General features: G+C 57.9%; 27 protein-coding genes. 11 read left to right on the plus strand and 16 right to left on the minus strand.

Translation table 11 applies throughout. The annotated features are described in order from the left end of the window. Nucleotides 1-110 precede the first annotated feature (110 nt). The 5 genes from PQR08_RS00930 to PQR08_RS00950 form a co-directional block, all read right to left on the minus strand. Nucleotides 111-914 (minus strand): SDR family NAD(P)-dependent oxidoreductase, encoded by an 804-nt coding sequence (locus PQR08_RS00930; RefSeq protein ID WP_238294201.1) that lies wholly within the window; start codon nt 912-914, stop codon nt 111-113. 144 nt (nt 915-1,058) lie between these two features. Then, a complete protein-coding gene (locus PQR08_RS00935; RefSeq protein ID WP_029672618.1) occupies nt 1,059-1,343 on the minus strand; it encodes a YciI family protein in 285 nt (94 codons plus the stop codon). Between the two features lie 26 nt (nt 1,344-1,369). Beyond that, nucleotides 1,370-2,446: a maleylacetate reductase gene (locus PQR08_RS00940; protein WP_250486834.1), complete on the minus strand. Its 1,077-nt coding sequence runs from the start codon at nt 2,444-2,446 to the stop codon at nt 1,370-1,372. Then, nucleotides 2,433-2,783 (minus strand): Dabb family protein, encoded by a 351-nt coding sequence (locus tag PQR08_RS00945; protein ID WP_238294198.1) that lies wholly within the window; start codon nt 2,781-2,783, stop codon nt 2,433-2,435. The genes PQR08_RS00940 and PQR08_RS00945 overlap by 14 nt, the downstream gene beginning before the upstream one ends. Further along, nucleotides 2,780-3,661, minus strand: a complete 882-nt coding sequence (locus PQR08_RS00950) for an intradiol ring-cleavage dioxygenase (RefSeq protein WP_238294196.1) — start codon at nt 3,659-3,661, stop codon at nt 2,780-2,782. Before PQR08_RS00950 ends, PQR08_RS00945 begins: the two co-directional genes overlap by 4 nt. Nucleotides 3,662-3,954: 293 nt before the next feature. On the opposite strand from PQR08_RS00950, the gene PQR08_RS00955 reads away from it, so the two are divergent. The 7 genes from PQR08_RS00955 to PQR08_RS00985 all read left to right on the plus strand — a co-directional run bounded on the left by PQR08_RS00955 (nt 3,955) and on the right by PQR08_RS00985 (nt 10,641). After that, nucleotides 3,955-4,878, plus strand: coding sequence for a LysR family transcriptional regulator (locus PQR08_RS00955; protein ID WP_238294247.1), 924 nt, complete (start codon nt 3,955-3,957; stop codon nt 4,876-4,878). Nucleotides 4,879-5,217: 339 nt separating this feature from the next. After that, nucleotides 5,218-5,583, plus strand: coding sequence for an alcohol dehydrogenase catalytic domain-containing protein (locus PQR08_RS00960; RefSeq protein WP_408160985.1), 366 nt, complete (start codon nt 5,218-5,220; stop codon nt 5,581-5,583). Between the two features lie 17 nt (nt 5,584-5,600). Next, nucleotides 5,601-6,287 (plus strand): zinc-binding dehydrogenase, encoded by a 687-nt coding sequence (locus PQR08_RS00965; RefSeq protein WP_250486833.1) that lies wholly within the window; start codon nt 5,601-5,603, stop codon nt 6,285-6,287. Between the two features lie 57 nt (nt 6,288-6,344). Next, on the plus strand, nt 6,345-7,313 hold the full coding sequence (locus PQR08_RS00970; protein WP_250486832.1) for an ABC transporter substrate-binding protein: 969 nt from the start codon (nt 6,345-6,347) through the stop codon (nt 7,311-7,313). 30 nt (nt 7,314-7,343) lie between these two features. Continuing rightward, nucleotides 7,344-8,837 carry a sugar ABC transporter ATP-binding protein gene (locus PQR08_RS00975; protein ID WP_408160986.1) on the plus strand — a complete coding sequence of 498 codons (1,494 nt, stop codon included), beginning with the start codon at nt 7,344-7,346 and terminating at the stop codon, nt 8,835-8,837. A gap of 41 nt (nt 8,838-8,878) precedes the next feature. After that, entirely contained in the window at nt 8,879-9,847 is a 969-nt protein-coding gene (locus PQR08_RS00980; protein WP_238294188.1) for an ABC transporter permease, read from the plus strand. Between the two features lie 74 nt (nt 9,848-9,921). Continuing rightward, the gene (locus PQR08_RS00985) at nt 9,922-10,641 is read left to right on the plus strand and encodes an SDR family NAD(P)-dependent oxidoreductase (protein WP_250486830.1); all 720 of its coding nucleotides are present in this window, start codon (nt 9,922-9,924) and stop codon (nt 10,639-10,641) included. A 1,184-nt stretch (nt 10,642-11,825) separates the two neighbouring features. On the opposite strand, the gene PQR08_RS00990 is transcribed toward PQR08_RS00985, so the two are convergent. From PQR08_RS00990 to PQR08_RS01010, 5 genes are all read right to left on the minus strand, one after another. Then, nucleotides 11,826-12,806 (minus strand): ABC transporter permease, encoded by a 981-nt coding sequence (locus tag PQR08_RS00990; protein WP_250486829.1) that lies wholly within the window; start codon nt 12,804-12,806, stop codon nt 11,826-11,828. A gap of 14 nt (nt 12,807-12,820) precedes the next feature. Further along, on the minus strand, nt 12,821-13,831 hold the full coding sequence (locus tag PQR08_RS00995; RefSeq protein ID WP_250486828.1) for an ABC transporter permease: 1,011 nt from the start codon (nt 13,829-13,831) through the stop codon (nt 12,821-12,823). Beyond that, a complete protein-coding gene (locus PQR08_RS01000; RefSeq protein ID WP_250486827.1) occupies nt 13,824-15,407 on the minus strand; it encodes a sugar ABC transporter ATP-binding protein in 1,584 nt (527 codons plus the stop codon). Before PQR08_RS01000 ends, PQR08_RS00995 begins: the two co-directional genes overlap by 8 nt. A gap of 532 nt (nt 15,408-15,939) precedes the next feature. Next, entirely contained in the window at nt 15,940-16,995 is a 1,056-nt protein-coding gene (locus tag PQR08_RS01005; RefSeq protein WP_250486826.1) for a Gfo/Idh/MocA family protein, read from the minus strand. 89 nt (nt 16,996-17,084) lie between these two features. After that, on the minus strand, nt 17,085-18,050 hold the full coding sequence (locus PQR08_RS01010; protein ID WP_238294172.1) for a sugar ABC transporter substrate-binding protein: 966 nt from the start codon (nt 18,048-18,050) through the stop codon (nt 17,085-17,087). Nucleotides 18,051-18,139: 89 nt separating this feature from the next. Between PQR08_RS01010 and PQR08_RS01015 the strand changes: the two genes are divergently transcribed. The 3 genes from PQR08_RS01015 (at nt 18,140) to PQR08_RS01025 (ending at nt 19,712) form a co-directional block, all read left to right on the plus strand. After that, nucleotides 18,140-18,313 carry a hypothetical protein gene (locus PQR08_RS01015; RefSeq protein ID WP_238294170.1) on the plus strand — a complete coding sequence of 58 codons (174 nt, stop codon included), beginning with the start codon at nt 18,140-18,142 and terminating at the stop codon, nt 18,311-18,313. Nucleotides 18,314-18,413: 100 nt separating this feature from the next. Next, nucleotides 18,414-19,271 (plus strand): sugar phosphate isomerase/epimerase family protein, encoded by an 858-nt coding sequence (locus tag PQR08_RS01020; protein WP_250486825.1) that lies wholly within the window; start codon nt 18,414-18,416, stop codon nt 19,269-19,271. Between the two features lie 216 nt (nt 19,272-19,487). Beyond that, complete coding sequence (locus tag PQR08_RS01025; protein ID WP_238294166.1) at nt 19,488-19,712, plus strand: antibiotic biosynthesis monooxygenase; 225 nt, start codon at nt 19,488-19,490, stop codon at nt 19,710-19,712. Between the two features lie 30 nt (nt 19,713-19,742). On the opposite strand, the gene PQR08_RS01030 is transcribed toward PQR08_RS01025, so the two are convergent. Together PQR08_RS01030 and PQR08_RS01035 are read right to left on the minus strand one after the other, a co-directional pair. After that, nucleotides 19,743-20,369 carry a hypothetical protein gene (locus PQR08_RS01030; RefSeq protein ID WP_238294164.1) on the minus strand — a complete coding sequence of 209 codons (627 nt, stop codon included), beginning with the start codon at nt 20,367-20,369 and terminating at the stop codon, nt 19,743-19,745. A gap of 292 nt (nt 20,370-20,661) precedes the next feature. After that, a complete protein-coding gene (locus PQR08_RS01035; protein WP_238294162.1) occupies nt 20,662-22,347 on the minus strand; it encodes a GIY-YIG nuclease family protein in 1,686 nt (561 codons plus the stop codon). Nucleotides 22,348-23,166: 819 nt separating this feature from the next. Here PQR08_RS01035 and PQR08_RS01040 point away from each other — a divergent pair. After that, complete coding sequence (locus PQR08_RS01040) at nt 23,167-23,670, plus strand: hypothetical protein (protein WP_250486824.1); 504 nt, start codon at nt 23,167-23,169, stop codon at nt 23,668-23,670. Between the two features lie 213 nt (nt 23,671-23,883). Here PQR08_RS01040 and PQR08_RS01045 read toward each other — a convergent pair whose 3' ends face one another. Genes PQR08_RS01045 through PQR08_RS01060 form a run of 4 tightly spaced genes read right to left on the minus strand, consistent with a single transcriptional unit; the run spans nt 23,884 to nt 25,595 of the window. Beyond that, a complete protein-coding gene (locus PQR08_RS01045) occupies nt 23,884-24,111 on the minus strand; it encodes a hypothetical protein (protein ID WP_238294158.1) in 228 nt (75 codons plus the stop codon). 35 nt (nt 24,112-24,146) lie between these two features. After that, a complete protein-coding gene (locus PQR08_RS01050) occupies nt 24,147-24,845 on the minus strand; it encodes a hypothetical protein (protein ID WP_250486823.1) in 699 nt (232 codons plus the stop codon). Between the two features lie 10 nt (nt 24,846-24,855). Further along, on the minus strand, nt 24,856-25,158 hold the full coding sequence (locus PQR08_RS01055; protein WP_238216466.1) for a cyclic-phosphate processing receiver domain-containing protein: 303 nt from the start codon (nt 25,156-25,158) through the stop codon (nt 24,856-24,858). Beyond that, a complete protein-coding gene (locus PQR08_RS01060) occupies nt 25,155-25,595 on the minus strand; it encodes a hypothetical protein (RefSeq protein WP_162070275.1) in 441 nt (146 codons plus the stop codon). The genes PQR08_RS01055 and PQR08_RS01060 overlap by 4 nt, the downstream gene beginning before the upstream one ends. Between the last annotated feature and the right edge of the window lie 54 nt (nt 25,596-25,649).

The following is a 25,649-nucleotide window of genomic DNA, read 5'->3' on the forward strand; positions in this document are numbered from 1 at the left end:
AAACGCTCGCTCTTTGGACGACACATTAGAAGCAAGGAAGCGGTCATGAGCCGACATGCGCTGGTCCTCTGGGCAGTTCGTACGAGAAAGCCGTTCGCTATCCGGCCCGTTCAAATAAGGCTGCGGATACTGCCGCCGTCGACACCCCACACCGCAGAAGTGACGAAGGACGCGAGGTCTGAGGCCATGAACACAATCACGTTGGCCACTTCATCGGGCTGCCCCAGACGGTTGAGCGGCAAGTGCCGCAAGGACAGTTCATGCTCGACAGCGTCCTTGGGCGCCATGCCGTGGAACTTGCCCATGGTGTCAGCGAAGCCGCCTTCTTTCGTCCAGAACGGCGTCCAGACCGGTCCTGGTGCGACAGCATTCACGCGAATCTTCGGGGCCTCGGCACGAGCAAGACCTTTCGTCAGCGCAAGCACCGCAGCCTTCGATGCTGAATAGTCAATCGGCACCGGCTCAGGCTGCCGTGCCAAGTCCGACGCGTTGTTGATAATGACCGCCTTCTCACGGTTTCGCAGCACGGGCAGCAAGTAACGACACGTCCGCACGTAGCTCATGAAGTTGAGATTCATCGTGAAATCCCATTCTTCATCCGAGAGCTCGTCGAATGTGCGGACCTTCCCGGCGCCGACATTGTTGACGAGCACGTCGACCTGGCCGTTGTAGGACTTCAGGGCCGTATCGATACCGCCTTTGACCCCCTCTGCGGTCGATAAGTCCGCCTGTGCAATCGTAACGTTCGTGCCGAGCGCGCGGAGTTCGGACTCGGCTTCTTTTAGCGCGTTGCCGTCGATATCGATGAGGCAAAGCCGTGCGCCTTCGCGCGCAAACCCGAGTGCAGTAGCTCGTCCGATGCCTTGCGCGGCACCCGTGATGAGCACAATCTTCCCGTCAAGTCCTGTCTGCATGATGTCTCCGTTCTGATGTTATGTGTCGGTGCGAACTCTAGAAGTTGAAAGCGTCGCTATCCGGTTTGCCCTTCTTCGAGGACGAACGCTCCCCGCTCCTGGCTTACGGCGAGGAGCACTTTGAAACGCAATGAAGCAATGGTCTTAGCGGTTGTCTACCCGCTTGATGAATGGCCTGATATCGACCGAGGCCCAGATTCTTGCTTTGTTGAACGGGTCTGTATCGACGAAATTCTGGATTTCTTCGATGCCATCGGCCTCGTAAAGGAAGAAGCTGCCAATCATCGTTTGCCCATCCGACTTCGTCAGCGGACCGGAGATGAGTGTCTTCACCGGCGCTGTCTGCAGATACGCCTTGTGGGCATCGTAATTTTCAAGGCGACGCTCGACCATATTCGGATGGTCGAGGCAATAGACGGTGAAATGCATGTTGTCTCCTTGCTTCGGTTCTTGGGTCAGGCCGATGTCGCACTCGGAGCGACACCGTCAAACGCATCTTGCAATAGACCGAGCAGCGCGTCGTGCTCAATCGGCCGCGGATTCCAATACGGGTTTGAGCTGGCTATGTCTGCGGCCTTCGAAACGTCCTCAGCCGACAAGCCTACATCTTTGAGCGCGAGCGGTGCGCCGCAGCGTTTCGCGAGTTCGTAGATACCCGTCGCGGCGTCGTCTGAACCCAGCGCGCGTGCAATGCGTTTCATTGCTTCGGGTGCCGCTTGCCGGTTGTACGCGAGCGCGTGCGGCAGGACGATAGTGTGCGTCGGCGCGTGAGGAAGGTTGAAGCTGCCACCGAGTGTGTGACACAACTTGTGATGAAGGGCCATGCCAACGCTGCCCAATACCGTTCCACAGAGCCAGGCACCAAATTGCGCGTCGGCGCGAGCTTCAACGTCTCGCGAGTCGGCGACGATTGCCGGCAACGCGCGGGCAAGAGCGGCAATGCCTTCTTCTGCCATCAAGCTGGTCACGGGGTTTGCATCACGGGAATACAACGCTTCGGCTGCGTGAGCGATTGCGTTGATTCCACTGGTGACCGACAGGGCGACCGGGAGCGACATTGTCAGGTCGGCATCGTAAATCACGGTCTTCGGTAGAACCCTCAGGTCTGTACCGGTTTTCTTTAATCCTCCGTCGGTGATGCCATAGATGGGCGTCATCTCGCTGCCGGCGTAGGTCGTCGGCACCGCAAGAATTGGCAGGTCGGACTCCAACGCGATTGCCTTGCCAAGCCCAATGGTCGAGCCGCCACCAACAGCGATTGCGCAATCTGCCTTTAGTTCGCGCGCCAGCGCGCGAGCTTCCTTTGCCAACTCGAGCGGCACGTGCATGACCGCCCGGTCGAATACTCCAGCGGCCCGTGCACCTAGACGAGCCGCCACGGCTTCGCCAGTTTCTTTCTGCTCCGGGCTACACAATATGAGCGCCCGCTCCGATTTCAGCTCCAGCACCTCACGCTCAAGGTGCTGCAAACTGCCCGGTCCGAATACCACTCGACCGGCTCGTGCTTGATAAATAAACTCACGCTTTTGCATGAAAAAACTCCGCTGTACGCTCACCGCTCAGGCCAGCGTCTGCTTGGTAGTCAACCTGGAATCGCGCGGTGCGCAAATCGCCGAGTTCATTGCGTACGCGCAGATGCTCTGGATGAGACGCATATGCTTCTAACGATTCTTGGGAATCGAACTCGGTGACGAGAACGGCATCGCAGGCGTAATCGACTCGGCTATGGTCAAGGCCGACTTCGAGGTAGAGCATTCCTGGGATGCGACCGCGCAAATCTTCAAATTTGGTTTTGACCAGATTTGACGCGGCGAGCCGTTCCGCCTGCGTGTCACCAGCAACACGCCACATGACGATGTGCCGAATCATGCACGCACCTCCGAAGGGTTGAGCACGAAGTCATAATCGAGCGAGTACCACGGAACATCAATCCGCCGCCCGTCGGGGGCTAGGCCAGGCTCATGACGCTTCCACTCTGATATCAGCGACGAGCGCACTCCGAACACGACGTCCGAATCGAGATACTGGTCACCGTCCCGGAACACGTGAGTGATGAGCGTCTCGTAGCCGGGCGCTTCAATCATGAAATGCAGATGCGCAGGGCGCCAAGGATGGCGACCGACCGCCGACAGCATGCGGCCGACAGGCCCATCATGAGGAATGGGATACGCCTCAGCCAGAATCGAACGAAAGTTGAAGAAGCCTTCCGCGTCCGTTCTCAACCGACCTCGCGCGCTATGGACTACATTGCCAGCTTCATCTTGGTTCTGCACGTCATAGAAGCCGTCTTCGTCCGATTGCCAAACATCGAGAAGCGCGTTTCCAATGGCTTCGCCACCTGCGCCACGCACCTGGCCGCTTACATAGCAGGGAGCGCCTTTCGCTCCGTTCGAGATGTCGTCGCCGTTACTGTAGAGCGGCGCGCCCTCGACGAAGAAAGGCCCGAAGACCGTCGCTTCCGTGCAGTTCGCAGGCTTGCGATTGTTCTGGGACATGACGAGCATTGAGAGTCCCAACGTGTCGGACAACAGGATGAACTCCTGCCTCTTGTCGTCGGTGATATGACCGACTTCTGTCAGAAATTTGATTGCTTTGAACCACTCGTCCTCGGTGAGTTGGACGTCGCGGGCAAAGGCATGGAGATGTTGAACCAGACTCGTCATGACGGTCCTCAGCCTTCCGTTTTTGCAGTCGGCGAATGAGGCGATAACGGCTTGGGTAATGGTGTCTTCGTTGATGTTGCGCATCGTGCGTGTCTCCGTTGTGCGCTCAGGCGTATGAAGACGAAAGGTAAAGCGTCACCCGCGTAAATAAAATGCCCCCAAGTGAAATGACATTTCCTCTTGCCGGAAGAATAGGCGCGTCACGTGTCTGACGCGCCTCGTGGTCGCACTCTGCACTGCACGAATTGTAGAAATTGACTCTACAAACTGGCGATTTCGCGTCGGTTTATCTATTCAAGTCCGTGGGGCATATTGACCCGCAACGGGTGGAAGAATCCTGTTCGATTCTTCCACCAGCACCGGACGAGAGAGATACGATGGACCGCTGGACGCAATTGCAGCTGTTTGTGCTCACCGCTGACCTAGGTAGCCTGTCGAAAGCTGCCGAGCAGCTCGACATGTCTAATGCCGCAGCCAGCAGAACCTTAAGCTCGTTGGAGGAACATCTCGGAGCCCGGTTGATTGAACGCACGACACGGCGCATGTGGCTTACCGATGCGGGCCGCGAATACCATCGTCGATGCACGGCCGTTATATCTGAGCTCGCTGAAGCTGACTCAATCGCGTCCGAAGAGGCCGTCAGCCCAAGAGGAGTCCTGCGGGTCACCAGCTCCGTGTCGTTCGCGATGATGCACATCGCACCGGCGCTTCCCGAGTTCCTCAAGCGATATCCGAATCTGTCGGTGCAAATCGTCGCGGCGAACCAGTATCAAAACTTCATCGAAGCCGGAATAGACATCGCGATTCGCACAAAGGAGCACGAGGGAGACTCGGGCATTACCATTCGGCGGCTCGCTGAGACGCGACGAATATTGGCGGCCTCACCAGCCTATCTCGCCGAGTACGGTCGCCCTCAGAACCCCGAGGAGCTCGAGCAGCACAAGATGCTCGTCTACAACTTGGCCGTCGACCCGTATCTGCTCCATCTGCGTCGCAGAGGGGAAGAACGCAATATAGCCATCACCAGTGCCTTGGATTCAAACGAAGGCCAAGTCATCGTCGCGGCAGGTCGTGCGGGACTTGGCATCGTTGTACAGCCCCTCTACATCATTCACGACGACATCGTGTCAGGGCGTCTCGTTCCAGTGCTCGAGGATTGGCAGCTACCACGTCTGACCATCAATTTGGCGTATCAGAGCCGGCGTTACCAGCCTGCAAAAATTAGAGTTTTCACTGACTTCCTTATTGAGCGCGTGAAAAGCCTCAATCTTGAGGAACGCTGGATGACCTTTTCAACTTGAAGGAGGCTCACCGCGTGGGGTTCGGCGCATCACCGCCGAATCGCGTTCGACGATATTTCCGCCCAGCGGAAATATGATTTCGGCCCCAAGCATGTTTCTCGGCGGAAACCGGCCATACCCTATAAGCACAAAATCCCACTCAGGGAACCGGCGCCAATGATGCCCCAGGAGACACCGATGAATCATTCGCACTTCCTCGCCTCGCAACCGAGCGCTTCCTTTTTACCCGCCCGCTCCTAGTCAGTCGGCGCGGTAGGCACATCCACAACGCTTTCCATGTGCGGTAGACCCTTCGGTCTCTTCCGCCTAGGGCCTTGTTGTCTTCATTTTGAGGAAAAGATGAAAGCCGTTCGTTTCCATGGCAAGCACGACCTTCGTATTGACGACGTAGAAGAACCCGGCGAGCTCGCACCTGACCAGGTGCTTGTCCGTCCGACGTTTTGCGGCATCTGTGGCACGGACCTGCACGAGTTTGACCACGGTCCTACTTGGACGTCCGTAAGTTCGAACCCCTACAGCGGCGCCACGCTCCCACAGATTCTCGGACACGAATTCTCCGGCGAAGTACTGGCGGTCGGAAGCGCCGTGACGAGCGTCTCAAAAGGCGACCGTGTGTCCATCCAGCCTCAGATTGGTCCGCGCGAGGTTATTTCGGGCGTCGTAACCTGCCTTTCCTCGGCCCCAATGCCTCCGTTGTCGGTCTGAGTTGGCCCTGGGGTGGGATGGCTGAGAAGGCCATCGTCCAAGAGTCGAACGCAATTGCGTTACCTCCGGATATCACGGACCAGCAAGGTGCGCTGGTCGAACCTGCAGCGGTAGGCGTGCACGCGGTCGACCGTGCGGGTGTCAAGGCAGGGGACAGCATCCTGATTACGGGTGCCGGGACCATTGGCGCGATGGCGGCCCTCGCTGCGCGCGCGTCTGGCGTGACGACCATCTTTGTGAGCGAGCCCAACGCAAACCGTCGCGAGCGACTTGAGCGCATGGACATTGGAGTGACGGTCGTTGACCCTCTGTCCACAGATATCGCCGCACATATTCGCAGAACGACTCTTGAAGGTGTCGGCGTGGACGCGGCCATCGAATGCTCGGGCAATGGCCGCGCGTTCGATACCTGCATCGATTCGGTTCGTGCGCAAGGCGTCGTTGTTCAAGTCGGCCTGATGTCAGGAAGGGTTGAGGCCGACCCGTTCCGCTGGACGGTTAAGGACCTGACCATCAGGGGCTCGCTGAACTACCCACTCACCATCTGGCCGCGCATCTTCTCAATGATGCGCAGCGGACTCTTCCCCGTCGAAAAGGTCATTGATGCAGAAGTCGGCATGTACGACGTGAAGGAGCAAGGATTCGACGCGCTGCTGGCTCCTGGCAGCGCGAAGCTGAAGATTCTGGTCAGCGTGAATACATGACGGACGCGCAAGCGTCTACAGCGAGCAAACACAAGACATATTCCATAGGAGACAGACATGAAAGTGTTCATTGCAACGATGGCGGCATTTGCAGCCGTGGCGCTGTCATCGAACTCGATGGCGGCCTCAACCATGACCATCCCCGTGATTGTGAAGAATACGAGCGTGCCGTTCTGGCAGGCCGTCTTTGCAGGGGCATGCACTGCCGGAAAGAAGTATGGCGTGACGGTGCCCAGACTCGGCGCCAGTAGCGAAGCCGACATGTCCGGCCAAATCGGGATTTTTGAGAACGCCGTCTCTGGCAAACCGGCGGCGGTGGTCATCACCCCGGTTTCCGCCGAAGCACTTGGCCCGGCAATCGATGAAGCCGCGACCAAGATTCCGGTGGTCGTCGCGGACACGCCGTCCAACTCAAAGCAGGTCGCCGCTACGGTGATGACGGACAACGTCGCTGCAGGTCGGCTTGGTGCGGACACCCTTGCCCAAGAGATACAAAAGAAATACGGCAAAGCTGAGGGTCAAGTTGCGATTCTGCAGTTTCTTCCGGGCGTCAAGTCTGTTCAGGACCGTGTCGACGGATTTAAAGACCAGGTCGCCAAGAAGTACCCCGGTCTGAAGGTGGTCACAACCCGCATCGGTGACGGCTCCGTCACCGGGTCACTCAATACGACTCTCGACGTGCTTTCGACCTTTCCTCAACTTCGGGGAATCTTCGGGGATACCTTCTACAGCGGCCTCGGCGTAGGTCAAGGCATCGCAGAAACGAAGGCAAAAGACCGCGTAATGGGGGTCACCGTCGACTCGACCGATGAACTCGTCAAGCTCGTTCGAAGCGGTGACATGAAAGCAATGATTGTTCAAGACCCGTTCCAAATGGGCTACCTGTCTATCGAAACGGCTGTCAAGAAGGTCAAGGGCGAGAAGGTCAACACCTTCGTCGACACGGGAGTACATGTCATCCGCAGTGCCGACCTCGACACGCCTGATGGTAAGCGCCTGCTCAATCCGGACCTCAGCTGCCATTGACGCATGTCAGCGAACACAGGGAGATGCGACATGAACGAACCTCTGTTCACGCTACGCGGGTTGAGCAAAGTCTATCCAGGCACGACTGCGCCGAAATCGTTAGACCTCGAACTCCGCAAAGGCGAAGTCCATGCAATCGCAGGTGAGAACGGAGCTGGGAAATCGACACTCATCAAGATACTTACTGGCGCCGTGCAGAAGACGACCGGCTCGCTCGTCTGGGACGGCACGCCGGTCGAGTTCGCGGGTCCGCTCGACGCGCTAAAGCTCGGCATCGCTGCCATCCATCAAGAGGTGGTGCTGTGCCCGCATCTGAGCGTTGCTGCAAATCTCTACCTCGGCCATGAGGAAACAAACTTCGGCATGATGCGCCGCCGAAAGATGCTCGCAGACGGCCGTGCTTTGCTCAAGCGTGTCGGCTTCGAAATCGATGCTTCGAGGCGCCTCGGAGATTTGACAATCGGCCAGCAGCAACTTGTGGCTACAGCACGGGCCGCCTCCGGTGACACACGACTCATCATCTTCGACGAGCCGACGGCCTACCTCACACGAAGTGAGACTGACCAACTCTTCAAGCTCATCCGTGAGCTCAATGCGCGTGGCGTCACGATTGTTTATATCAGCCACCGGATGGAGGAGATTCTCGAACTGGCTGACCGCGCCAGTGTCATGCGGGACGGAAGCCTCATCTCGACGCACCAGGTCAAAGGTGTTGAAGCAGAGCCGTTGACGTCTCGATTGGTCAAGGACATGGTCGCTCGTGAGGTCGCGGATGTCCATTTTAAGGCCGAAGTACCCATCGGCGAGGAACTCATCCGAGTCGAAGGATTGTCTGGCGCAGGCTTCGAAGATATCTCGCTGACTGTTCGACGTGGCGAAATCGTCGGCCTCTACGGGCTGATTGGCTCCGGGCGCAGCGAATTCGTAGAAACGCTCTTCGGTCGCCGGAAACGAACTGCAGGCTCGGTCACATGGTGTGGGACGCCTCTTCGCATCCGGTCGGAGCGAGATGCAGTCAAGGCGGGTATCGCGCTCCTGCCCGAAAGCCGTCGGGACCAAGGGCTTTGTCTCAATCTGCCGGTTCGGCTGAATCTCAACCTGGCCAGCTACCCGTCGATTTCGCTCGGAGGGCTCTTGCGTCGTGGCGATGAACGCAAGAATGCCAACGCCCAAGTCAAGGCGCTCTCAATTCGTACGTCTGGCATCGAAGCAAACGCCTCGTCTCTTTCCGGCGGAAACCAACAAAAAATTGTCCTCGGGAAGTGGCTGATTCCTGGCGCAGACCTCTTCATCGTAGATGAGCCAACGGTGGGCGTCGACGTCGGCGCGAAGAGCGAAATTTACAAGCTCTTCGCAAAACTGCTGGAGGAAGGCGCCGGAATCATTTTGATTTCGTCCTATCTGCCCGAGGTCTACGACCTCGCCGACAAGTTGCACGTCTTTCGCAAAGGAAGGCTTGCGGCCAGCGATGTTCCGAGTGCCACGTCCCACGAAGCCATTCTCGCTGCCGCAATCGGCGCTTGATGCTTTCGTATCCAAACGTCTAGATTCAATCGAGGATGAAAATGTCGACCCTTCAAACCCCCGCGACCATGTCCCGGCTCGGTCGAATGACCTGGCTGCTGGACCTCACGCTGTTTCTTGTTCTCATTCTTCTGTGGGTCGCGTTGTCGGTCGCAACGCGGAACTTTCTCACTGAAGAGAACATCACGAACCTGATGCGGCAAGTCTCGTTCTGGGCCATCATCGCCATCGGGCAGACATTCGTGATGATTACCGCTGGTATCGACCTTTCCGTTGGTGCCGTCGTCGGCCTTTCGTCTGTCGTGGTCTCGATGCTGATTAAGAGCGGCATGCCTATCAGCGCCGCGATTGTCTTGACGCTGATGATTGGAGTCGTGATTGGCGCGTTTCACGGCTTTTGCACCACCAAGCTCGGTCTTCCGCCGTTCATCACGACACTGGCAACCCTTACGTCCTTGCGTGGATTCACGCTTCTCATCACCCGGGGCGAGCCGGTGGCGGGATTACCGATGGCCTTCACCTCGTTCGCCCGTGGCTCATTCCTCGGGGTGCCGACGTTGTTCTGGACCGTGCTGGTTGTTGCTGTTCCGGGGTATTTCCTTCTGCATCGTTCCAAGTGGGGGCGCTATCTTTTCGCCGTCGGCTCAAATAAGGAGGCCGTTCGACTCTCCGGTGTCAACGTCACGCTCGTTATTTACGTGGCCTATATCGTTTCCGCGGTATGCGCGGCGCTTGTCGGCATCCTGGTCGCGAGCCGACTCAGCATTGGGATGGCGACCACCGGCGAAGGATGGGAATTGCAGTCCATCGCTTCGGCGGTCATCGGTGGCGCAAGTCTCTTCGGCGCAGTCGGCAACATTCAAGGCCCGATTATCGGCGCAGCGCTCCTGACCACGCTCTCGCAAGGCGCGAACCTTCTGAACATCGACCCATTCTGGCAACGAATCGTAACGGGTATGCTGATTATCGGCATTGTCTTCCTCGACCAGATGCGCCGCAAAGGCCGCTAGAACCTCACGGCGGGCGCGAACGGCGTCCGCCTACCTCGATGCAAACAGCTAAGGCTATGTTTTCGGAGAACAAGATGAACCGACTGGAAGGGAAAGTCGCCCTTGTCACGGGTGGAGCGCAAGGAATCGGCCTCGCCGTGGCACAGGCGTTTGCTAGAGAGGGCGCGACGGTAGTCGCGGGCGACGTCAAAGCTGGAACAGAGACTGATGACATCGAACATGTGATGCTCGATGTGTCGTTAAATGGAGATTGGACTCGAGTGGTCGAGGAAATTCTTGCGAAGCACGGGCGTATCGACGTGCTCGTCAACAACGCCGGTATCGTCGCGTGCTACGAGCCTGTCCATGGAACCGACAGAGAAAGTTGGGACCGTGTCCTCGGGGTCAATCTCACGGGAAGCTTTCTGGGTATGCAAGCCGTGCTGCCGTCAATGCGGGCTGCCAAGCGTGGCTCAATTATTAACTTCGCTTCTATTTGGGGAAACGTGGGCGTACCTGGCGCGGCAGCGTACAACGCAGCCAAGGGCGGCGTTCGGAATATGACGAAGAATGCCGCTGTAACTTACGCACCTGAGAACATCCGTGTGAATTCCGTTCATCCTGGACTCATTCGGACGCCCCTCGTTGAAGCGCAGTCGGATGACATGAATGCTGGAATCATCAAGAGCACGCCGATGGGTCGGATGGGTACGCCGGAAGAGGTTGCTGCGGGTTGCATCTTCCTCGCGAGCGACGAGTCTTCGTTCGTAACCGGTAGTGAACTGGTCATCGATGGCGGATACCTCGCCCAGTAGTCGTAGGAGTTCGGCGAGAACGCGATATCGCGTTCCAGTTCCGATGCAGACGACGGGCATCGCAGTGCCACGACAAGACCGAATGCGTAGTCTCGCTTCATAAGACGAAGGGTCACCCTCGAGTGACCCATTTTTTTCTCTCATCGACCTCGAATCGGGTCTCGTCGAGCAACAAAGAGTCTCCTCGGCGAAGCATTTGACTCGCTTGACCTGAGCGGTTTGACGATAGCAAGGAGCGCGATTCCGGCCGCTCCGCACGCAATATGCTTAAGCGAGTGACCAGCCAAGACATGGTCCGTCGCCACCCAAATTGACGAATCGAACATTTCAAGCAGCTTCGCAACGCCGTAGCAGCAAATGAGGGCCCACCATCCGCTCGGGTTGGCGACCTTCCGCGAGATAGTGAATCCGACGACGGCGGCGAGGCCTCCATACTGAAGAAGCGCGTACGGCCACAGTTCTCCGAACCGAGCCCAGATGAGCGCCGTCAGCATGGCTGGCGCGACCAACGATGCCAACTGCGACCAGGGAACTCTTCGTCCTGTGATGGAGGTATAAAGCATAGCAAGGATGCCCGCGAAAATGACTGTCATCGGCAAGCGGTCCCATACTAATGTCGCATCTGTCGGACGGAGGTGATAGACCGCAGAACCGGCCGCGGCCATGACGAACCCCAGCGAGACCATTAGCATGCCGGGCATTTGAACAGCGTCAGAGGCCCGACGTCGCCAGCACCAACACAGATTCACTAGGCCCGCGGCGAGGATGGCAAGGTTGGAGAGAACATCCGCGCCGTTATGCACGCCACAAATAAGCCGAGTGTCGGCAAAATGATGATAATCCGCTGGCTGTACTAGCGGATACGCGAAGTGTAGTAAGCCGCCCAATACGAACGGTGCGGATAACGCCGCGAGAAATCGCGAGTTGTTCACGGCTGATTTGCCTAGCCGAGGAGTACGTAGGCGCCCCGCGCCTGATTCACTAGATAGTATTGCTCCCGCTTACACTGCGCAACGGCGAACCACCTCAACCCTTTCGACCGAGTTGCTGCCGCAAACTGGAAACTGTCCTGTGCGTGTTCTGCACCCGTCCCCGTTGCCTCTCGAACAGCCTGGTTATGAACGGAGAAATAGAAACGGCCGACGCGTCGAAAGCACGTCGGCCGTACAGGAGTATTGAAAGCGTTACGCGGCGGTAGTCGTCTTTCTCCGCGCGAATCGTTCGATTGAGGAAGCCAAGACTGCGCCCAGGCGGCCATCGAGCAGGACCACAATCAGAAGCAAGAGGCCGTTGACGAGGAGAATCTGTGTAGACGTCGCGTTCAACAAACCAAGCCCGTTGTTCAAGATGGTGAGAATTAGGACGCCCATTGCGACACCGAGTGGCGAACCGATACCGCCGCCCAGAGCCACCCCACCGACGATGGCCGCCGAGGCCGCCTGGAGCAGGATGTTGCTACCCATCGTCGCGGAGGCGGTCGCGAGGCTCAGTGAGAGCAAACCCCCGCCCAGAGCCGACAATCCACCCGAGATGACAAAGCCGACCGTCAGAGCCTTACCGACTCGAGCACCGCTCTGAATCGCCGCCTTTCGGTGTCCGCCGGATGCGTAAATGTCGCGACCGAGAGTGGTAAAGCGGAGGAACAGCGAAACCACGACAAAGCAGGCGATTGTGATGAGGCTTCGCGGCGAGAAGATGCCTGCCACGCTTTGGTCGAGAAAGTCGCTGACGTCGAGATTGCCGTAGCTCAAGACACGTCCCCCTGCGAGCCAGTACCCCACGCCGGTCAAAAACATCATCGAGCCAACGGTTGTCACCAGCGAGGAGACGCCGAGCCATGGCAACAAGGCTGCGTTCGCAACGCCCACCACCACGCCAAAGATAAGCGCGTACAGAATGCCCAGCAAAGCACTATCGCCGCCGAACTTCACAGTGATGAGCCCGGCCACCGTCGAGATGGCCGCCACGCTCAGGTCGAATTCGCCAGCAACCATCGTGACCGAAAGACCGAGTGCGATAATTCCAAGGAACGCAAACGCCTGAAAAATCGCGTACAGGTTGGCCTGCGAAAAGTAGTGATTGACGCTCAGGCCGAAGATGACGGGCATGCCGACGAGCAGGACGAGCCGAATCGCCAGATTGAGAAGTCGTTGAGATTGGTCCATTTCCGAGTCTCCTGTTATTTCCGTCCCGGACCGAGCCGGGCGAGCAAGGCGCCGAACACCACCGCCGCGAGAACCACGATGCCTTTTGCGACCAGTTGGTATTCGTAGCTCACGCCGCTGACCAACAGGATGTTGCTGATGACCGCGAGGAAGATGGCACCGGTGACTGCGTCCGAAATCTGTCCACGACCACCTCGAATCGAAATGCCACCGACCAGCACGGCGGCAATCGCGTTAAAGTCGAGGTCGATGCCATACGTCAAATTGCCTTGGGCCGACGACGAGGCAATCAATGAGCCGGCGAGTGCAGCTGCTGCCCCAGCGAATGCGTAACAAACGAGTATCGCGGCCATCGTCCGAAGTCCGGCAATGCGCGCAACTTCGGCTCGCATTCCGAGCAAGCGGATTTCACGCCCAATGCGCGACTTCTGGAGAATGAAGCTCGCGATTGCAGCAAAAACGACCAGCACCAGGATTTGAGTCGGCAGCCAGCCAAACAGCTTGCCTTGACCAAGCCAGGTGGCGTCGCCTTTACCGATGACCGTCAGGCCGCCGGTGTAGATGACACCTGCGCCGATGATGATTGACGAGGTGGCAATCGTCGTGATGATGGGGTTCGCTTTCCCTAGAGCGATGATTCCGCCCTGAACGGCACCCATCAGCAGGCCGCTCAATACGACAAGCAGCAGCGTCGCTCCCAAGCCCAAGTGAATGAGCGCGGCGAACATGACGGTCGAGACCGCTGCTGTCGCGCCCATCGACAACATGAACAGATTGCCGCTGAGGGTGACGAGCGCCATACCGATAGCCCCGATACCGACCGCCGCTACCGAATACATCAGCGACTGCAGGTTCCCGAACTCCGTGAAGTGCGGCACGATGGCCGCAGCGACGACGATGAGGACGAGCGTCGCGATTCGAATCGACGCGGCATGAATGCTCGTCGTTCCAAAAAGTGCAGATGCCCACCGTCGCAACGCAGTTGGCGACACTTGTGCAGTGGGCTCCAGAGCGGTCTTATGCATTACCCACCTCCGCAGGTTGGTTTCGGAAAGAGATATGTCCGTGAGATGTGTCGCTATCGCCCGCGACGATGTCGTGGAGCAGCGTGTCACCATCGATTTCAAATCGAGGTTTATGGCGGACCATCCGACCACGGAATACAGTGAGAACGGTGTCTGCGAGTTCCAGAATTTCTTCGAGGTCTGTCGAGTAGAAGACAATCGCCAAGCCCTCGTCCGCCATCGCGCGAAGCGTCGAATAGATTTCCGCGCGAGCGCCAATGTCGACGCCTCGTGTGGGTTCGTTCAAGAGCAGCAGGCGAGGCGCGAGCGCGACGGCTTTGGCGAGCGACACCTTCTGCTGATTGCCACCGCTGAGCGTCGACACTTCATGCGGAAGGCGCTTCGGGTCGATGGCGAACATCGACGCTAGCCGTCGAGCTTCTTTCTGCTCGCCAGCACGTCGCATGATTCCGGCCTTGCTGAACTTCGCCATGACGGAGGCCGTGATGTTGATAGCAATCGGCGCATCCAGAAACACGCCTTTATCGGCACGGTCCTCCGCGACGTATGCGATACCTGCCTTCAGGGAACTACGGATGCTGTCGAGCTTGTTGGGCTGTCCATCGACCTTGACAGCGTCGGAGATGTCGCCGCGCAGTCCGGCGAGCGCCTCGACAAGGACTTCGGCTCCAGAACCAAGCTGGCCGACGACTGCCAGGATTTCACCAGGCGCTACATCGACCGACAGGTCTTTGACCTTATCTGCAACCGTCAGGTTGGACACCGACAGCCGCGGCGCGACATCAGCGCGGCTCTCGGGCGGCTTGACCTTGCTATGCACAAGTTCACGCCCAATCATCGCCTTGACTACTTCAGCGGTCGTCATGTCGGAGGTACGTTGCGTCAGGACGTGCTGGCCGTTGCGGAAAACCGTGACCCGGTCCGTCAGCGCAAAAACCTCATCGAGCCTGTGGCTCACGAATATCATTGCGGTGCCTTGGTCGCGCAGCTTGCGCGCGACGTCAAAGACTCGAACAATCTCCGCGTCCGACAACGTGGCGGTCGGCTCGTCGAGCAGGAGCACCTTCGCCTGCCGCGACATGCCCCGTGCGATTTCTACGAGCTGACATTCGGCGAGGCTGAGTCGGGACGCCGGAGCGTCGAGCTTGACGTGTGACAACCCGACCGAGTCGAGATGCTCGCGGACGGAGTCGCGATATTGACTGCGTCGGTAGATTTCGCTCTGGTCCGCGCCACCGAGAAGAATGTTGTCGAGCACCGAGAGCGTCGGAACAATCGCGAGCTCTTGGTGAACGATGGAGATGAGTCGAGGGTCCGTGCGACTCCCGAGTTTCAGGTTGTGGCCATCGACGGTGATTTCGCCGTCGTCAGGCTGAACGAGGCCGCCGAGAATCTTGATGAACGTGCTTTTGCCAGCGCCGTTCTCTCCACAGAGCGCGTGAATCTCACCTGGCGCCAGTTCGAGGCTGACACCTGTCAGCGCCTTGACGCCGCCATAATGTTTTGTGAGATTACGAGCGCAGAGCAGACTCTGAGCAGCTACCGGCTCGGCGCCGGAATTCGCGTCTTGCAGCATTGTCTTCCTCCAAACGCGGAGACTCTTCGGTCCTCCGCTGTCAAGGGCTGATGCCTGTCACAGTCACCCAATTCCTGCGCGTAGCTGGCCGCGTGTGGGTGACGGCATACATCTCGAATAACGATGTCCTGCGACGATGCTGGGCAGTTTGTTTGCCACGGCTCCGAACGAGCCGAAAGAGGCTGCGGCATCAGCGACGCTGCTGCTGGTTGTCTTTGAGGAGAGGATTTGCAGGTAATCGCTGCGTGCGCAGGAATGCGCGTCGTCTCCAGCAGAAACTCGCGTCAGCGGCTTCGTTATCGTTGAGTCACAGGTTATTAGTTCGCCTGGGAAAGAAAAATGCGCTGCGGCGAAATGATATTTCCGGTAGAAGGAAATATCCGCGCTAACTATGGTCCACAAAAAAACGCGCGGAGGCGGAGCGTGATGCTCGACCAACCGCGCGTAACCTGAGCCTGTTGCTCTCTTAGAGAGTGATTCGCTTTCCCTGTGTTGACGACCGAATCGCCGCGTCGACGATGCGTTGGATTTCTTATGCCTCACGGAAATCCGGGAACGTGGGCGTGCCGTGCTCGATAGCTGCGATGAACTCGGCCATCTCGATGGTTTTCAAATCATTGAACCCCAGCTGGTGCCCGCCGGCGACGGTGAAATTTTCGTAGGGAGGATGAGCCGGACCCGCTTCGATACGGGTGAAGCCCGATGTCCGAGGGTCGCCACCGGCCTTGAAATACTGAAGCTCATTGAAGCGCTCTTGCGAGAAGCACAGTGCCCCTTTCGTTCCGTAGACCTCGAACTCGAGCTGCATCTTGCGGCCGGTCGCTGCCCAATTCGCTTCGATAGACCCTGAGCATCCTCGCTCAAACGTCACCATCAGTCGGGCGATGTCGTCGACCTTGACTTCACGCCGCTCGAACGACCCTGGCGCCACCGGTCGAGTTTTGTTGACGGTCTCGAGCTGCGCGTTGACCTGGGTGACGGTCCCGAGGAGGAATCGAGACATGCCGACGATATGGTTACCAATTTCAGCCAGCGCGCCAGCCCCGTTCTGAGGGTCAACTCGCCATCCATACGGAATCTCCGGGTCGGCCATGTAATCTTCAGCGTGGACGCCGCGAAAGCTTGTGATTTCGCCAAGCTCACCAGATGCAATCATCTGCCGCGCCAGCTTGAGTACGGGGTTTTTGATGTAGTTGTAGCCAACCTGCGTAACCATCTTCGCAGCCTCGGCAGCCTTCATCATCTCGAGTGCATCGGCGGCCGACGGAGCAATCGGCTTTTCGCAATGTACGTGCTTGCCGGCGGCAATCGCCGCCAGAGCCATTTCCCGATGTAGGCTGCATGGAGTCGTAATTGAGATGACCTGCACACCGGGGTCGTCCAGCAACGTGCGCCAGTCAGCCGTCGCTCGTTCGAAGCCGAAGTGCTCAGCCGCTTGCTGGGCACCTGCCTCATTCACGTCGGCCACTGCCACCATTCGCGGCTTTAGCGAATTCGGAAAGGCGTTTGGCACGGCACGATACGCCAGCGCGTGTGCCTTTCCCATGAAACCCGTGCCAATCACAGCTACGCCAATCTCTCGTCTCATCGTTGTCTCCGTTCATAAAACGAACGCGACCCCGTAGGGTCGCGAAAAACGTCCCGCCGCCTGTGCGACGGTCAACGCTGCAGCGCGCGTTACTTTTTCAGCGAATAGCAGACGTTGAGCGTCGCCTTGGTCGCAGCAGGGTTCGGCAGATACTGGATGGCTTGCGGCGCCTTGCCCGCCGCGAGGTCTTTGGCCGCCCGCGCAGCGTAAGCACCGTCGTCAAACGGGGACTGCTCGACCGTGGCGTATGCCTTTCCAGCAGCGATGGCTTCCACCGCACCGGAGTCGCAGCCGTGGCCGACGATTACAAGCTTCGACGGGTCGAGCCCAAGGCGCTGTGCGGCGGTCACAACGCCGCGAAGTTGCGAGTCGTTTTCCGTGTAGACGCCTTTCACGTCCTTGAATTGAGTGAAGAGCGCCGACGCTGCGGCTTCTGCCTTCACAGCGTCCCAATCGGCCGGTTGGGAACCGACGACTTCGATTCCAGGCGCATTCTTCTTGAGACCGTCCACGAAGCCTTGATAGCGCTGAACTTGAGGCGGCGTACCCATCGGTCCGTTGATGACGATGACTTTGCCTTTGTCGCCATATCCTTTTTCCTTGAAGCCCTGAATCATGGTCTTCGCGGCGACTTCGCCGTTGCTGATGTCGTTGGGGCCCGTGAAGACCTTCCAGTACTTGGAATACTTCTGGTCGGGCATCGAGTTCGAGACGACCAGGGGAATCTTGGCTTGGTCAATCTTGCGAATCGACGGGACCATGGCGCTCGAGTCCACAGGGATGAGAACGATGACATCGGGCTTCTGAGCAAGCGTCTGGTCGACCACAGTGGCTTGTTCGTTTGCGTCGTAGTTGCTTACCTTAACGTCGAGCTTGAGGCCCTGAGCGGCCGCTTCCTTCTCGAAGCCCTTCGCATAAAGCGCCCAATACTCGACGCTCTGCGTCGGCATCAGCAACGCAACACGGGGCTGCTCAGCAGCCTGAACGCCGGAGGCAAATGCGCTCGCGATGGCCGCGAGAGCAAGACAAGAGATGACGGATTTGCGGAAGTTCATGTTGGTGTCTCCAAATGGCCCATGAGGTGGAAGAGCCGGGTTTTGATGTTTTGTTGGAGGCACAGTAAAGCCTGGGGTCGGAAAGAAAAATGCAACCGAACGAAAAGTTATTTCCTCCCACCGGAAAAATCGCATTGACCACGCGGCGATTCGCGACGGGCCCTGAAGAATCGCCCGCAGAGGCCACCGCAGCGATGTTGGTAGGCAGCGCGGGGCATGCGATGGCCGATTGTGTACTTTCGCTCTACGGAAAGACGATTTGAGGGCTGTTTATCCCGTGCGCGTTCTACGTGATAGTTCGAGACATGAATTCAACGCGACGGCGCCACACAGCGCGGCGCCGTTACTTCCAAGAGGTTTCAAATGTCCAAATCCAAAGTCGAACTCGTTGCCGCTTACTTCACGCTCTCAGGTGACGTTTATCCGTTCGGTCCGACCGAAATCAGCCCTTTCAGCTTCAAGGACCGCGTTGAAGCCGCCGCAAAGGCGGGCTGGGACGGTATCGGTTTGATTCACTCGGATATCTACGCCACCGCCGACAAAATTGGATTCCCGGAGATGCGCCGTATCCTCGAAGCCAACGGTATGAAGCACGTCGAATTCGAGTTTCTTGTCGACTGGTATCAAACCGGCGAGCGTCGCCGCACCTCCGATAGCCAGCGCTACTACTACCTGAAGGCCGCCGAGGAACTCCGTGCGCGTATCGTGAAGGTTGGCCCCGGCATCGGCGACGACACCGCCAACGTCCCGCTCATGGTCGAAGAGTTCGGCAAGTTGGCTGAGGACGCTGAGAAGCGCGGCACGCAGGTCATGCTGGAAATCATGCCGTTCAGCAACGTTCGCACGATTGAAACGGGCAAGGCCATCGTCGAAGGTGCGAACAAGGCGAATGCCGGCTTGCTGCTCGACATTTGGCATCTGAGTCGCGGAAACGTCGACTTCAAGGAAATCGCCACGATTAAGCCCGAGTTCATCAAAGGTATCGAACTCGACGACGCAGACCGCTATGCAATCGAGCCGTTGTGGATGGACACGTGCCACAAGCGCCGCCTGCCGGGCGAAGGCGTGCTCGACGTGAAAGGTTTCATCAAGGCAGTCCAGGCAACGGGCTTTGATGGTCCCTGGGGCGTTGAAATCCTGTCCGAAGTTGAGCGCAAGCTCCCTCTGGAGGAGATGGCCACGCGTGCGTACAACGCGACGATTCGCCAGTTCGACAACTAATCGGCATCCAACGGACTGAACCGCCGGTCGGCCGCAGCCATGCTTTGCGGCCGTTCTCCTTTCGGGTTCGGGGCGTCGCTCGCTTGAAGAGATGCTGCTGAACGGCCCGCGTGCCCGTCGCAAATCAAAAGGACCACTCCCATGCTTTCCCTCTGCGTACGCTTCAGGCTCGTCCCCTCGACTAAGCTCTTGTTCATACCGCATCTAACTGAGCTAATGAAGACCATGGCAAAGGAGGCAACCTTTGTCAGCGCGGTGCTCAGCGAAGACGAAAAGTCAGAGGACGAGTTGGTTCTCTTCGAGGTGTGGAATGGTTCGAAAGACGAATGGCTCCGCGAGCAGCCCGAGAAGCCATACCGCGCCGACTATGACAATGCCACCAAGGATTTCATTGCCGACAAGGAAGTACGATTCCTTTCACCTGTCGCTGTCCAGAATTAGCCCAATGTGTAGTCGACTGCGTACGTGCCTTCAGTTGCAGTTCGTACTGACCGTGTTTCCGCTTCGCACCGACGTGCAATGCGTGCCCGTGCTGACCGTCGTGAGCGTCACCGTTTGCGGCTGACGCGCATTGACGGCTTGCATATAAGTCGCCCATGCGCTCACTGTGTTCGCAAACTGTTGATTCGCCACATGCTGCGCCTGAAGTTGGCGTTCTTGGTCCTGCAGCAATCGAGCTTCGCGGTATTGTCGGGAAGCATCTACGGCAGCCTTCCCGATTACATATCTCCGCTGTGCAAACTCACCGAACGTGAGCTTCTGTTGGTACAACGCCAGGATAAGCTCTCCGACCTTGGCTTCAGCTTCTTGACCGAAAGCACGCTCCTGCTTGATACGCGTCACATCTAGCGGCGTCGCATCCGCAGGGATGATATCAATGGCATTCTCACGCTGGATACAACCGTCTCGAATCGTGGCCCACTTCGCAATTAGCGGTCGGTCGGCGGCCGACGGGAAGGCGTCTAGGGAAGCGTACTGAAATGGTGGGGCGTCGTCGAACTTGCGGGAGAATTGAATCTTCGCTCGCAACGGGTCGAGCTCGGGCGTTGTCATGCCTGCCTCACACTGTTTCAACGCATCATCGAACTTCGCCGTCAATGCATCTCGCTGCGCTTTCCCAGCTTCGCGGTGGTAACTGCCACCTCCGTTCGCGTACCCTCGCGTTCCAGGCAGGCAATCGGCCCAGGGGATTCCAATCGCACAGTCAGCCGGGTGATTTGCGAGGCCCGGACCCACGCTGCTGCATCCCACCAGCCATGTTGTGACTGCGATACCGGCCAAAACTCGGACCTTCATATACTGCCTTCCCTCGTGTCCAATACGTCCTAGGATGGCTGCGACGCAACTCATCCTCAGGTCGATGCTGATTTGTGGCTGTAACTCTACGTGGCTAGGCGGCTTGCACTTCGGCCTCTCCAGCTTCCTCGTCCGCAATCGCGGCATCCAGGGCAATCTGTCGTCGGAACCACTTGTCGCGTTGGGCCGGGTCGGCTTCAATCTGGCGAGCAATGACGAGACTCTCGCGATATTCAGCCGCTGCCGCTGTCATCGTCCACGAAACGTTGAGACCCATTTCCTCAACCGTTGCTCGCAGGTCTGCCAAGCCGACACGGAAGAACTCCTTCCGCGGATTTACTTTATTGACCTGCGCTTCCAAGAACTTCTGGTGAAGCGTATGTTCAAGTTCGGGAGCGTTGTCCGACCAAATCATTGCATGCACGTCGAACGAGAACGGAACGCTCGCATCACCCAATTCGCGGACACGGTCCATGGGCTCAAGGCGTCGGGTGAGGCCGACCTTGTAAACATGGTCACCGAACGAGCCAATGTTCGAAATGATGTAAACGTGGCCTGCCCTGGTCTGCTGGGCCATGGACAGTGCACGTTGATTCTTCTCTTCCGCCTGTTGAAGTCTCCCAGCAAGTTCGGCGAGCTGAGCCTCGAACTGCGCCTTTTGCTCTTCGCTGGCCCGCGCTATCTGACCCTGCGCCTTCTCCATCGCTTTGCGAATCAGCTCCTCCTCCTTCGCGGCGTCACGCATTGCGCGTTCGTATTCGCGGCGAGCCTTCTCTTCTTCGCGCATCTGCTCACGAATCGCTCGCTGCTCTTCCTTTTCTCGCTCGCGGAGTTCGTTAGTCCGGACCGCCCAGACCAGCTCTTCAATTCGCGCGTCGACGTACTCTTTTAGAATGCGAGCGCTCCTAAACGCGGCGCCGTTGTGATTCACGAGAGCGGATGCGTCTTTGATTTCTTGCTGCAGCGTGCCGAAATTGTCCACCTTAGCTCTCGAGAGAATCGAATCGGTCTTCCCGTTGAACGCGTCGACAACGAACCGGATTGCGGTCTCCCTGCGTTGCTTTTCCACGTAATCGCAGTCAGCCGCGCGATTTTGCGCGGCCATAAGCTTGGAGTAGTCGCGAGCGAGCTTGAGTTGCTTGCCGGCCTCTGTGTGCGAATAGCTGTCTGCGAGTTCGTCCAGGAGGCTGTGAGCAGGAACCATGTACGCGTCTCCGTAACCTTCGATGACGTTTTTCATGGCGGCAGCAGTAGCGGAAAGTCGGTCAGCGTCTTCTACGGCGCGCAATGCGTCGCCGGCAATTTCCTCTGCGCGTTTGCGAGCGTCATCTATGACTTTCGCCGCTTGGGCACTCGCCCGCGAAACCATCTGGTCAGCCTCGGCGCGCTTTTGTTTCGTGTCGGCGGTGGCCTCGGTCGCCAAACGTTGGACGTCCGTTTGCGCAGCGGAAAGTAACGCTGCGCCTTCGCTCTGAGCGGCAGCCAGGGCTGCGGCAGCATCGGACTTGATGCGTTCGGCCTCGGCGGCGGTATCCCGAATGTGAACAAATCGCGCGAGCGAGTATCTATCAGCTTCCGCCGCCGACAGCTTCTCGTTTAAGGTGCTTATCTGATGCGCACTCGACGCATCGCTTTCGCGCTTTTCCGTCTGGAGGGTTGCAAGCTGCAGCGTCAGGCTGTCTCTCTCCGTCCGGAGAACGGACGCAGCCTTGCGAGCCACGATGTAACGCCACAGCAGCAACGTTACGGCGACGAGGAGAACCACCAAAGTCAATTTCATTTTTGATTTTTAGCGAGGCGTGGCTGGGCAGCCAGACGAGTTACGTGGACGGTCAAGTCGAGCAATGAGGCGGGGCGCCGTCAGACCCAACGGGCGGTCGACGTTGCACAGCTCATCTCACGCTGAATATCCGCATTTGCGGCGGGCTGCTTTAGGTCGTAGCTGACCAAAGTCCCACAGAAGAGAACGACCAGTGCGGCAGCGAGCCGTCTGTCGTGGTGCCGTGTCCAAGAGTTGGAGTCGCACGAAAGAAAAAGCCCGCTCATCGGCGGGCTGAATCCATATCAGTGGAGACATGGAGGAGACGAGGTGAGTATAAACCCTTAATGAACATTTGCAAGCGTCCAGTTGCCGCCGGTCGCCGGCGAAAGCCGTCACGACTACGGCCGTCCTCGGGCGCATCCGGGCCTACGGCGCGCGTGCCGACTCTGCATGAAAAATATCAAACAGCGCTGGCTGGCGGGCCGGTCAGCTCTTGATTCATTGAGCTTTTAGAGTCCACGGGGCTGTTTGCATCAAAAAACACATGCACACAATGGCGAACATGCGGTTTCGCCACGACGTGCATCGCCCTAATATTGAGCAACCTCGCACCGAAATGACGAGGTAACACCACGCGCTTCTGTTGGACGATGCCGGGGTGAAGATGGCAGAAGCCCAACGCAGTATCTGAGGAACCACGCATCATGGCCTCCGCGCTTGTCGGGGAGGCGGTGGTGAGGGACGACCCCGAAAGCAAAGCACACACGTCAGGCCTTCTCTACCGAATTGGTAACATCGTGGGGCACGTCAATCAATCGTATCTGCGGGCCCTGTTGAATGGACATCTTTTACTACTGGCAGAAGCTGGAAAGCAACCTGAAAAATCGAGAGCTCGGTTACTTCGGTTCCAACAATTCAAAGCTCACGGAGGTCGCCGAACGATTGCCCAAGCGCATCTGGGTCTTCAAGACGCCAAGAGGCATGAAAGGCTCAATTCAGCTTATGGGGTCGCTGTTGGTGTGCGAAGAGCCGCGCGTTGCCATCAAAACGGACTACCCGAACGTAGTCTACTACGACCTGTTCTCGCCCGAGTCTGTCATCTACACAGATTCAAATACGCCCGAGCGCATCGCAGAGGTTTCAGGTTACTTCCAGTACCGATTCCACACGGCGTTCAGCGCCAATTTCCAGGGTGACTCAGGACTCCAGGCACTGGAATCAAATGTGGTGCGAGGCCTGGAGTCAATAGTGGCGGGCTGGGACAAGGTGCAGATGCTTGAGAAAGTGGAGGAGCGCGAGAAAGTGCAGCCCATAAACCCGTTTAACCAGCAGACGCGGTAAGTGCATGCCCTCTGGCACAGAAAAAAGACCCGTCGCAAGGACGGGTCAAGATGAACCGCGCTCCATGCATGGGCGCTGAAGGGATGTTGGACTATCGGCCCTTTGCGTTCAAGTCGAAGGGTGAAGCAGTGCGTTTCGCCAATGTGAGCAATGGAAATCTGCGGCTTAGCGCTGAGAGACCAGCTTGGCTACAGAGGACTCACCGGACGTCGTTCAGTGAACGGACCTTCGAGCGAGCAGTTGGTCAAGGTCGTCGCGGGCGGCTTGCAGCTCATTGATTGCTGCGGTGAGACGGGCGAGCGGCAAGGTTGGCGGCGCCGTCTCGTCGGGGGCACTGAAGCGCTCCTCCAGTGCCACGGAGGCAGCCTGCACTTCCCGGGCAGCGCTCGCAACGCGTTCGATGGCAGCCGCTTCTTCGTTTTTGCTGTTGGTTTGTTCCATGCGCAGCGCCGCTTCTACTCGAAGGTCCCATTAGGTCAGTCCTTGCGGACTGGTGCGTTGCTAGCATAGTCCCACCGAAGTCCCTCTTGCACCACTGGTGACCACTTGCGCCAGCTGAAAAAGCTGCTCGGATGTCGCACGAAGAGCAGTTTCACAGGGCGCCCGGTCGCTGTGTGGACTGAACCGGAGCGCGCGCAGAACCGACCGACCTCTGTTGGATGGCGTCTCACCTTGCAGCTAATTCCATTTCGGCCTGCTATGAGCCGAAGTACGCTCGCAGACTCCACCCCGAACACAAGGCATTGTTCGATGCCTAATACATCAAACAGGTCCAACGCTGCGGCCCATCCCTTCTCGTAGTGGTGCGATTCTGGGCGATGCTTGGCCGAAGCCATGGCTTCGAGCACAAGATTGTGATAACAAACGGAAGACCATAGTGTCTGCTTCTGGGCGTCGCTCGGATTGCGCCGTTGAAATATCGCACGCTCAATATTTCGTACATAGCGAGATTTTTTATCGAAATCGAGTGCGTGATTACTGTGCGTGACGCGCAGACCAGAAGTCAGTGCATATCGCTTGTCGAACGCCTCGCCTTTGGACCAGCGGTACACGCTCTCACCGAGAAGCATCGTTTTGACGGCAGACCTTGAGAATTCGCTGCCCACCCAAGGCCACCATTTAATTTGCTGGCGGGTTTCAAAAAGGTGGTCAAACGACAAATCGAGGTGGTCCATGAGGTGCTAGTTATTTGTTTTGTTTGAGTACAAGGCGTTCGATTGCCATTACGCCTGCTTCCATCTTTGCGCGCGCGGCGCTGTTTGCAGAGTGTACGAAGATTTTTGGCGGCCGGAAACCTCTAAGCGCGACAGCTTCCTCTATCCAGAGGATGACGTCGTAGCCCGTTCCTCGCGAGTCGTCGCCGAGGTCGTGGTCGAGGCTTAGTTCTTCGACGGTCCCTGTTTCAAGCAGCCTGATTGCCTCCTGCGGCCAATACACGCGCGTCCAACCTTGCGGTGTGACGCGCTCGTCGTCCAGGAAGACTTTCATACAGCCACGCCCAGCTCCGACATATCGAATGCTTCCGATGTGCGTCGAGGCTCTGCGCAGCTACGGCAATACACAGCCAGCTCGCGCTCGTCGACAACTCGCGCAGAAACGAGCCACGGCTCTGACGCATCTTCAAACTGCGACATGCTCACGGAAACGTGCGGCGCATTTCTGTCGACAGCGCGCAAGCAAAGCGAACAAGGCACCGTCTTGGCGGTCGTAGGATACGCGGACGTCAGCGTCGAGGAAATGGCCGCTTCGGCGTAGTCGGCGCATTCCTGTCCGCAGAAGTCTGTCAGCACGTTGTCGTCTGAAACCAAGACGACACCAGGCTCGCTGCCCGTTACAGTTTGGCTGCGCTTCGTCAGGCTGAAGAAGCCGTGCGAGAGTTCGTGGTCACAAACGCCGCAGTAACGACCTTGGTATGAATTGCCCATGCTTGTCTCTCCGTCAATTGCCGAGCAGATGGAAGGGGCTCGTCTGATGGAGGG

Source organism: Caballeronia jiangsuensis, from assembly GCF_046030135.1.
GTDB lineage: Bacteria > Pseudomonadota > Gammaproteobacteria > Burkholderiales > Burkholderiaceae > Caballeronia > Caballeronia jiangsuensis.

Coding starts and splice junctions, on each gene's coding strand:
- PQR08_RS00940 (WP_250486834.1), bottom strand. CDS start 2,446: ATGCAAAAGCGTGAGTTTATTTATCAAGCACGAGCCGGTCGAGTGGTA.
- PQR08_RS01040 (WP_250486824.1), top strand. CDS start 23,167: ATGGACATCTTTTACTACTGGCAGAAGCTGGAAAGCAACCTGAAAAAT.
- PQR08_RS00960 (WP_408160985.1), top strand. CDS start 5,218: ATGAAAGCCGTTCGTTTCCATGGCAAGCACGACCTTCGTATTGACGAC.
- PQR08_RS00980 (WP_238294188.1), top strand. CDS start 8,879: ATGTCGACCCTTCAAACCCCCGCGACCATGTCCCGGCTCGGTCGAATG.
- PQR08_RS00975 (WP_408160986.1), top strand. CDS start 7,344: ATGAACGAACCTCTGTTCACGCTACGCGGGTTGAGCAAAGTCTATCCA.
- PQR08_RS00955 (WP_238294247.1), top strand. CDS start 3,955: ATGGACCGCTGGACGCAATTGCAGCTGTTTGTGCTCACCGCTGACCTA.
- PQR08_RS01055 (WP_238216466.1), bottom strand. CDS start 25,158: ATGAAAGTCTTCCTGGACGACGAGCGCGTCACACCGCAAGGTTGGACG.
- PQR08_RS00950 (WP_238294196.1), bottom strand. CDS start 3,661: ATGCGCAACATCAACGAAGACACCATTACCCAAGCCGTTATCGCCTCA.
- PQR08_RS00930 (WP_238294201.1), bottom strand. CDS start 914: ATGCAGACAGGACTTGACGGGAAGATTGTGCTCATCACGGGTGCCGCG.
- PQR08_RS01015 (WP_238294170.1), top strand. CDS start 18,140: ATGCAACCGAACGAAAAGTTATTTCCTCCCACCGGAAAAATCGCATTG.
- PQR08_RS01000 (WP_250486827.1), bottom strand. CDS start 15,407: ATGCTGCAAGACGCGAATTCCGGCGCCGAGCCGGTAGCTGCTCAGAGT.
- PQR08_RS01035 (WP_238294162.1), bottom strand. CDS start 22,347: ATGAAATTGACTTTGGTGGTTCTCCTCGTCGCCGTAACGTTGCTGCTG.
- PQR08_RS01060 (WP_162070275.1), bottom strand. CDS start 25,595: ATGGGCAATTCATACCAAGGTCGTTACTGCGGCGTTTGTGACCACGAA.
- PQR08_RS01020 (WP_250486825.1), top strand. CDS start 18,414: ATGTCCAAATCCAAAGTCGAACTCGTTGCCGCTTACTTCACGCTCTCA.
- PQR08_RS00935 (WP_029672618.1), bottom strand. CDS start 1,343: ATGCATTTCACCGTCTATTGCCTCGACCATCCGAATATGGTCGAGCGT.
- PQR08_RS00985 (WP_250486830.1), top strand. CDS start 9,922: ATGAACCGACTGGAAGGGAAAGTCGCCCTTGTCACGGGTGGAGCGCAA.
- PQR08_RS01050 (WP_250486823.1), bottom strand. CDS start 24,845: ATGGACCACCTCGATTTGTCGTTTGACCACCTTTTTGAAACCCGCCAG.
- PQR08_RS00995 (WP_250486828.1), bottom strand. CDS start 13,831: ATGCATAAGACCGCTCTGGAGCCCACTGCACAAGTGTCGCCAACTGCG.
- PQR08_RS00970 (WP_250486832.1), top strand. CDS start 6,345: ATGAAAGTGTTCATTGCAACGATGGCGGCATTTGCAGCCGTGGCGCTG.
- PQR08_RS01005 (WP_250486826.1), bottom strand. CDS start 16,995: ATGAGACGAGAGATTGGCGTAGCTGTGATTGGCACGGGTTTCATGGGA.
- PQR08_RS00990 (WP_250486829.1), bottom strand. CDS start 12,806: ATGGACCAATCTCAACGACTTCTCAATCTGGCGATTCGGCTCGTCCTG.
- PQR08_RS00945 (WP_238294198.1), bottom strand. CDS start 2,783: ATGATTCGGCACATCGTCATGTGGCGTGTTGCTGGTGACACGCAGGCG.
- PQR08_RS01010 (WP_238294172.1), bottom strand. CDS start 18,050: ATGAACTTCCGCAAATCCGTCATCTCTTGTCTTGCTCTCGCGGCCATC.
- PQR08_RS00965 (WP_250486833.1), top strand. CDS start 5,601: ATGGCTGAGAAGGCCATCGTCCAAGAGTCGAACGCAATTGCGTTACCT.
- PQR08_RS01045 (WP_238294158.1), bottom strand. CDS start 24,111: ATGGAACAAACCAACAGCAAAAACGAAGAAGCGGCTGCCATCGAACGC.
- PQR08_RS01025 (WP_238294166.1), top strand. CDS start 19,488: ATGAAGACCATGGCAAAGGAGGCAACCTTTGTCAGCGCGGTGCTCAGC.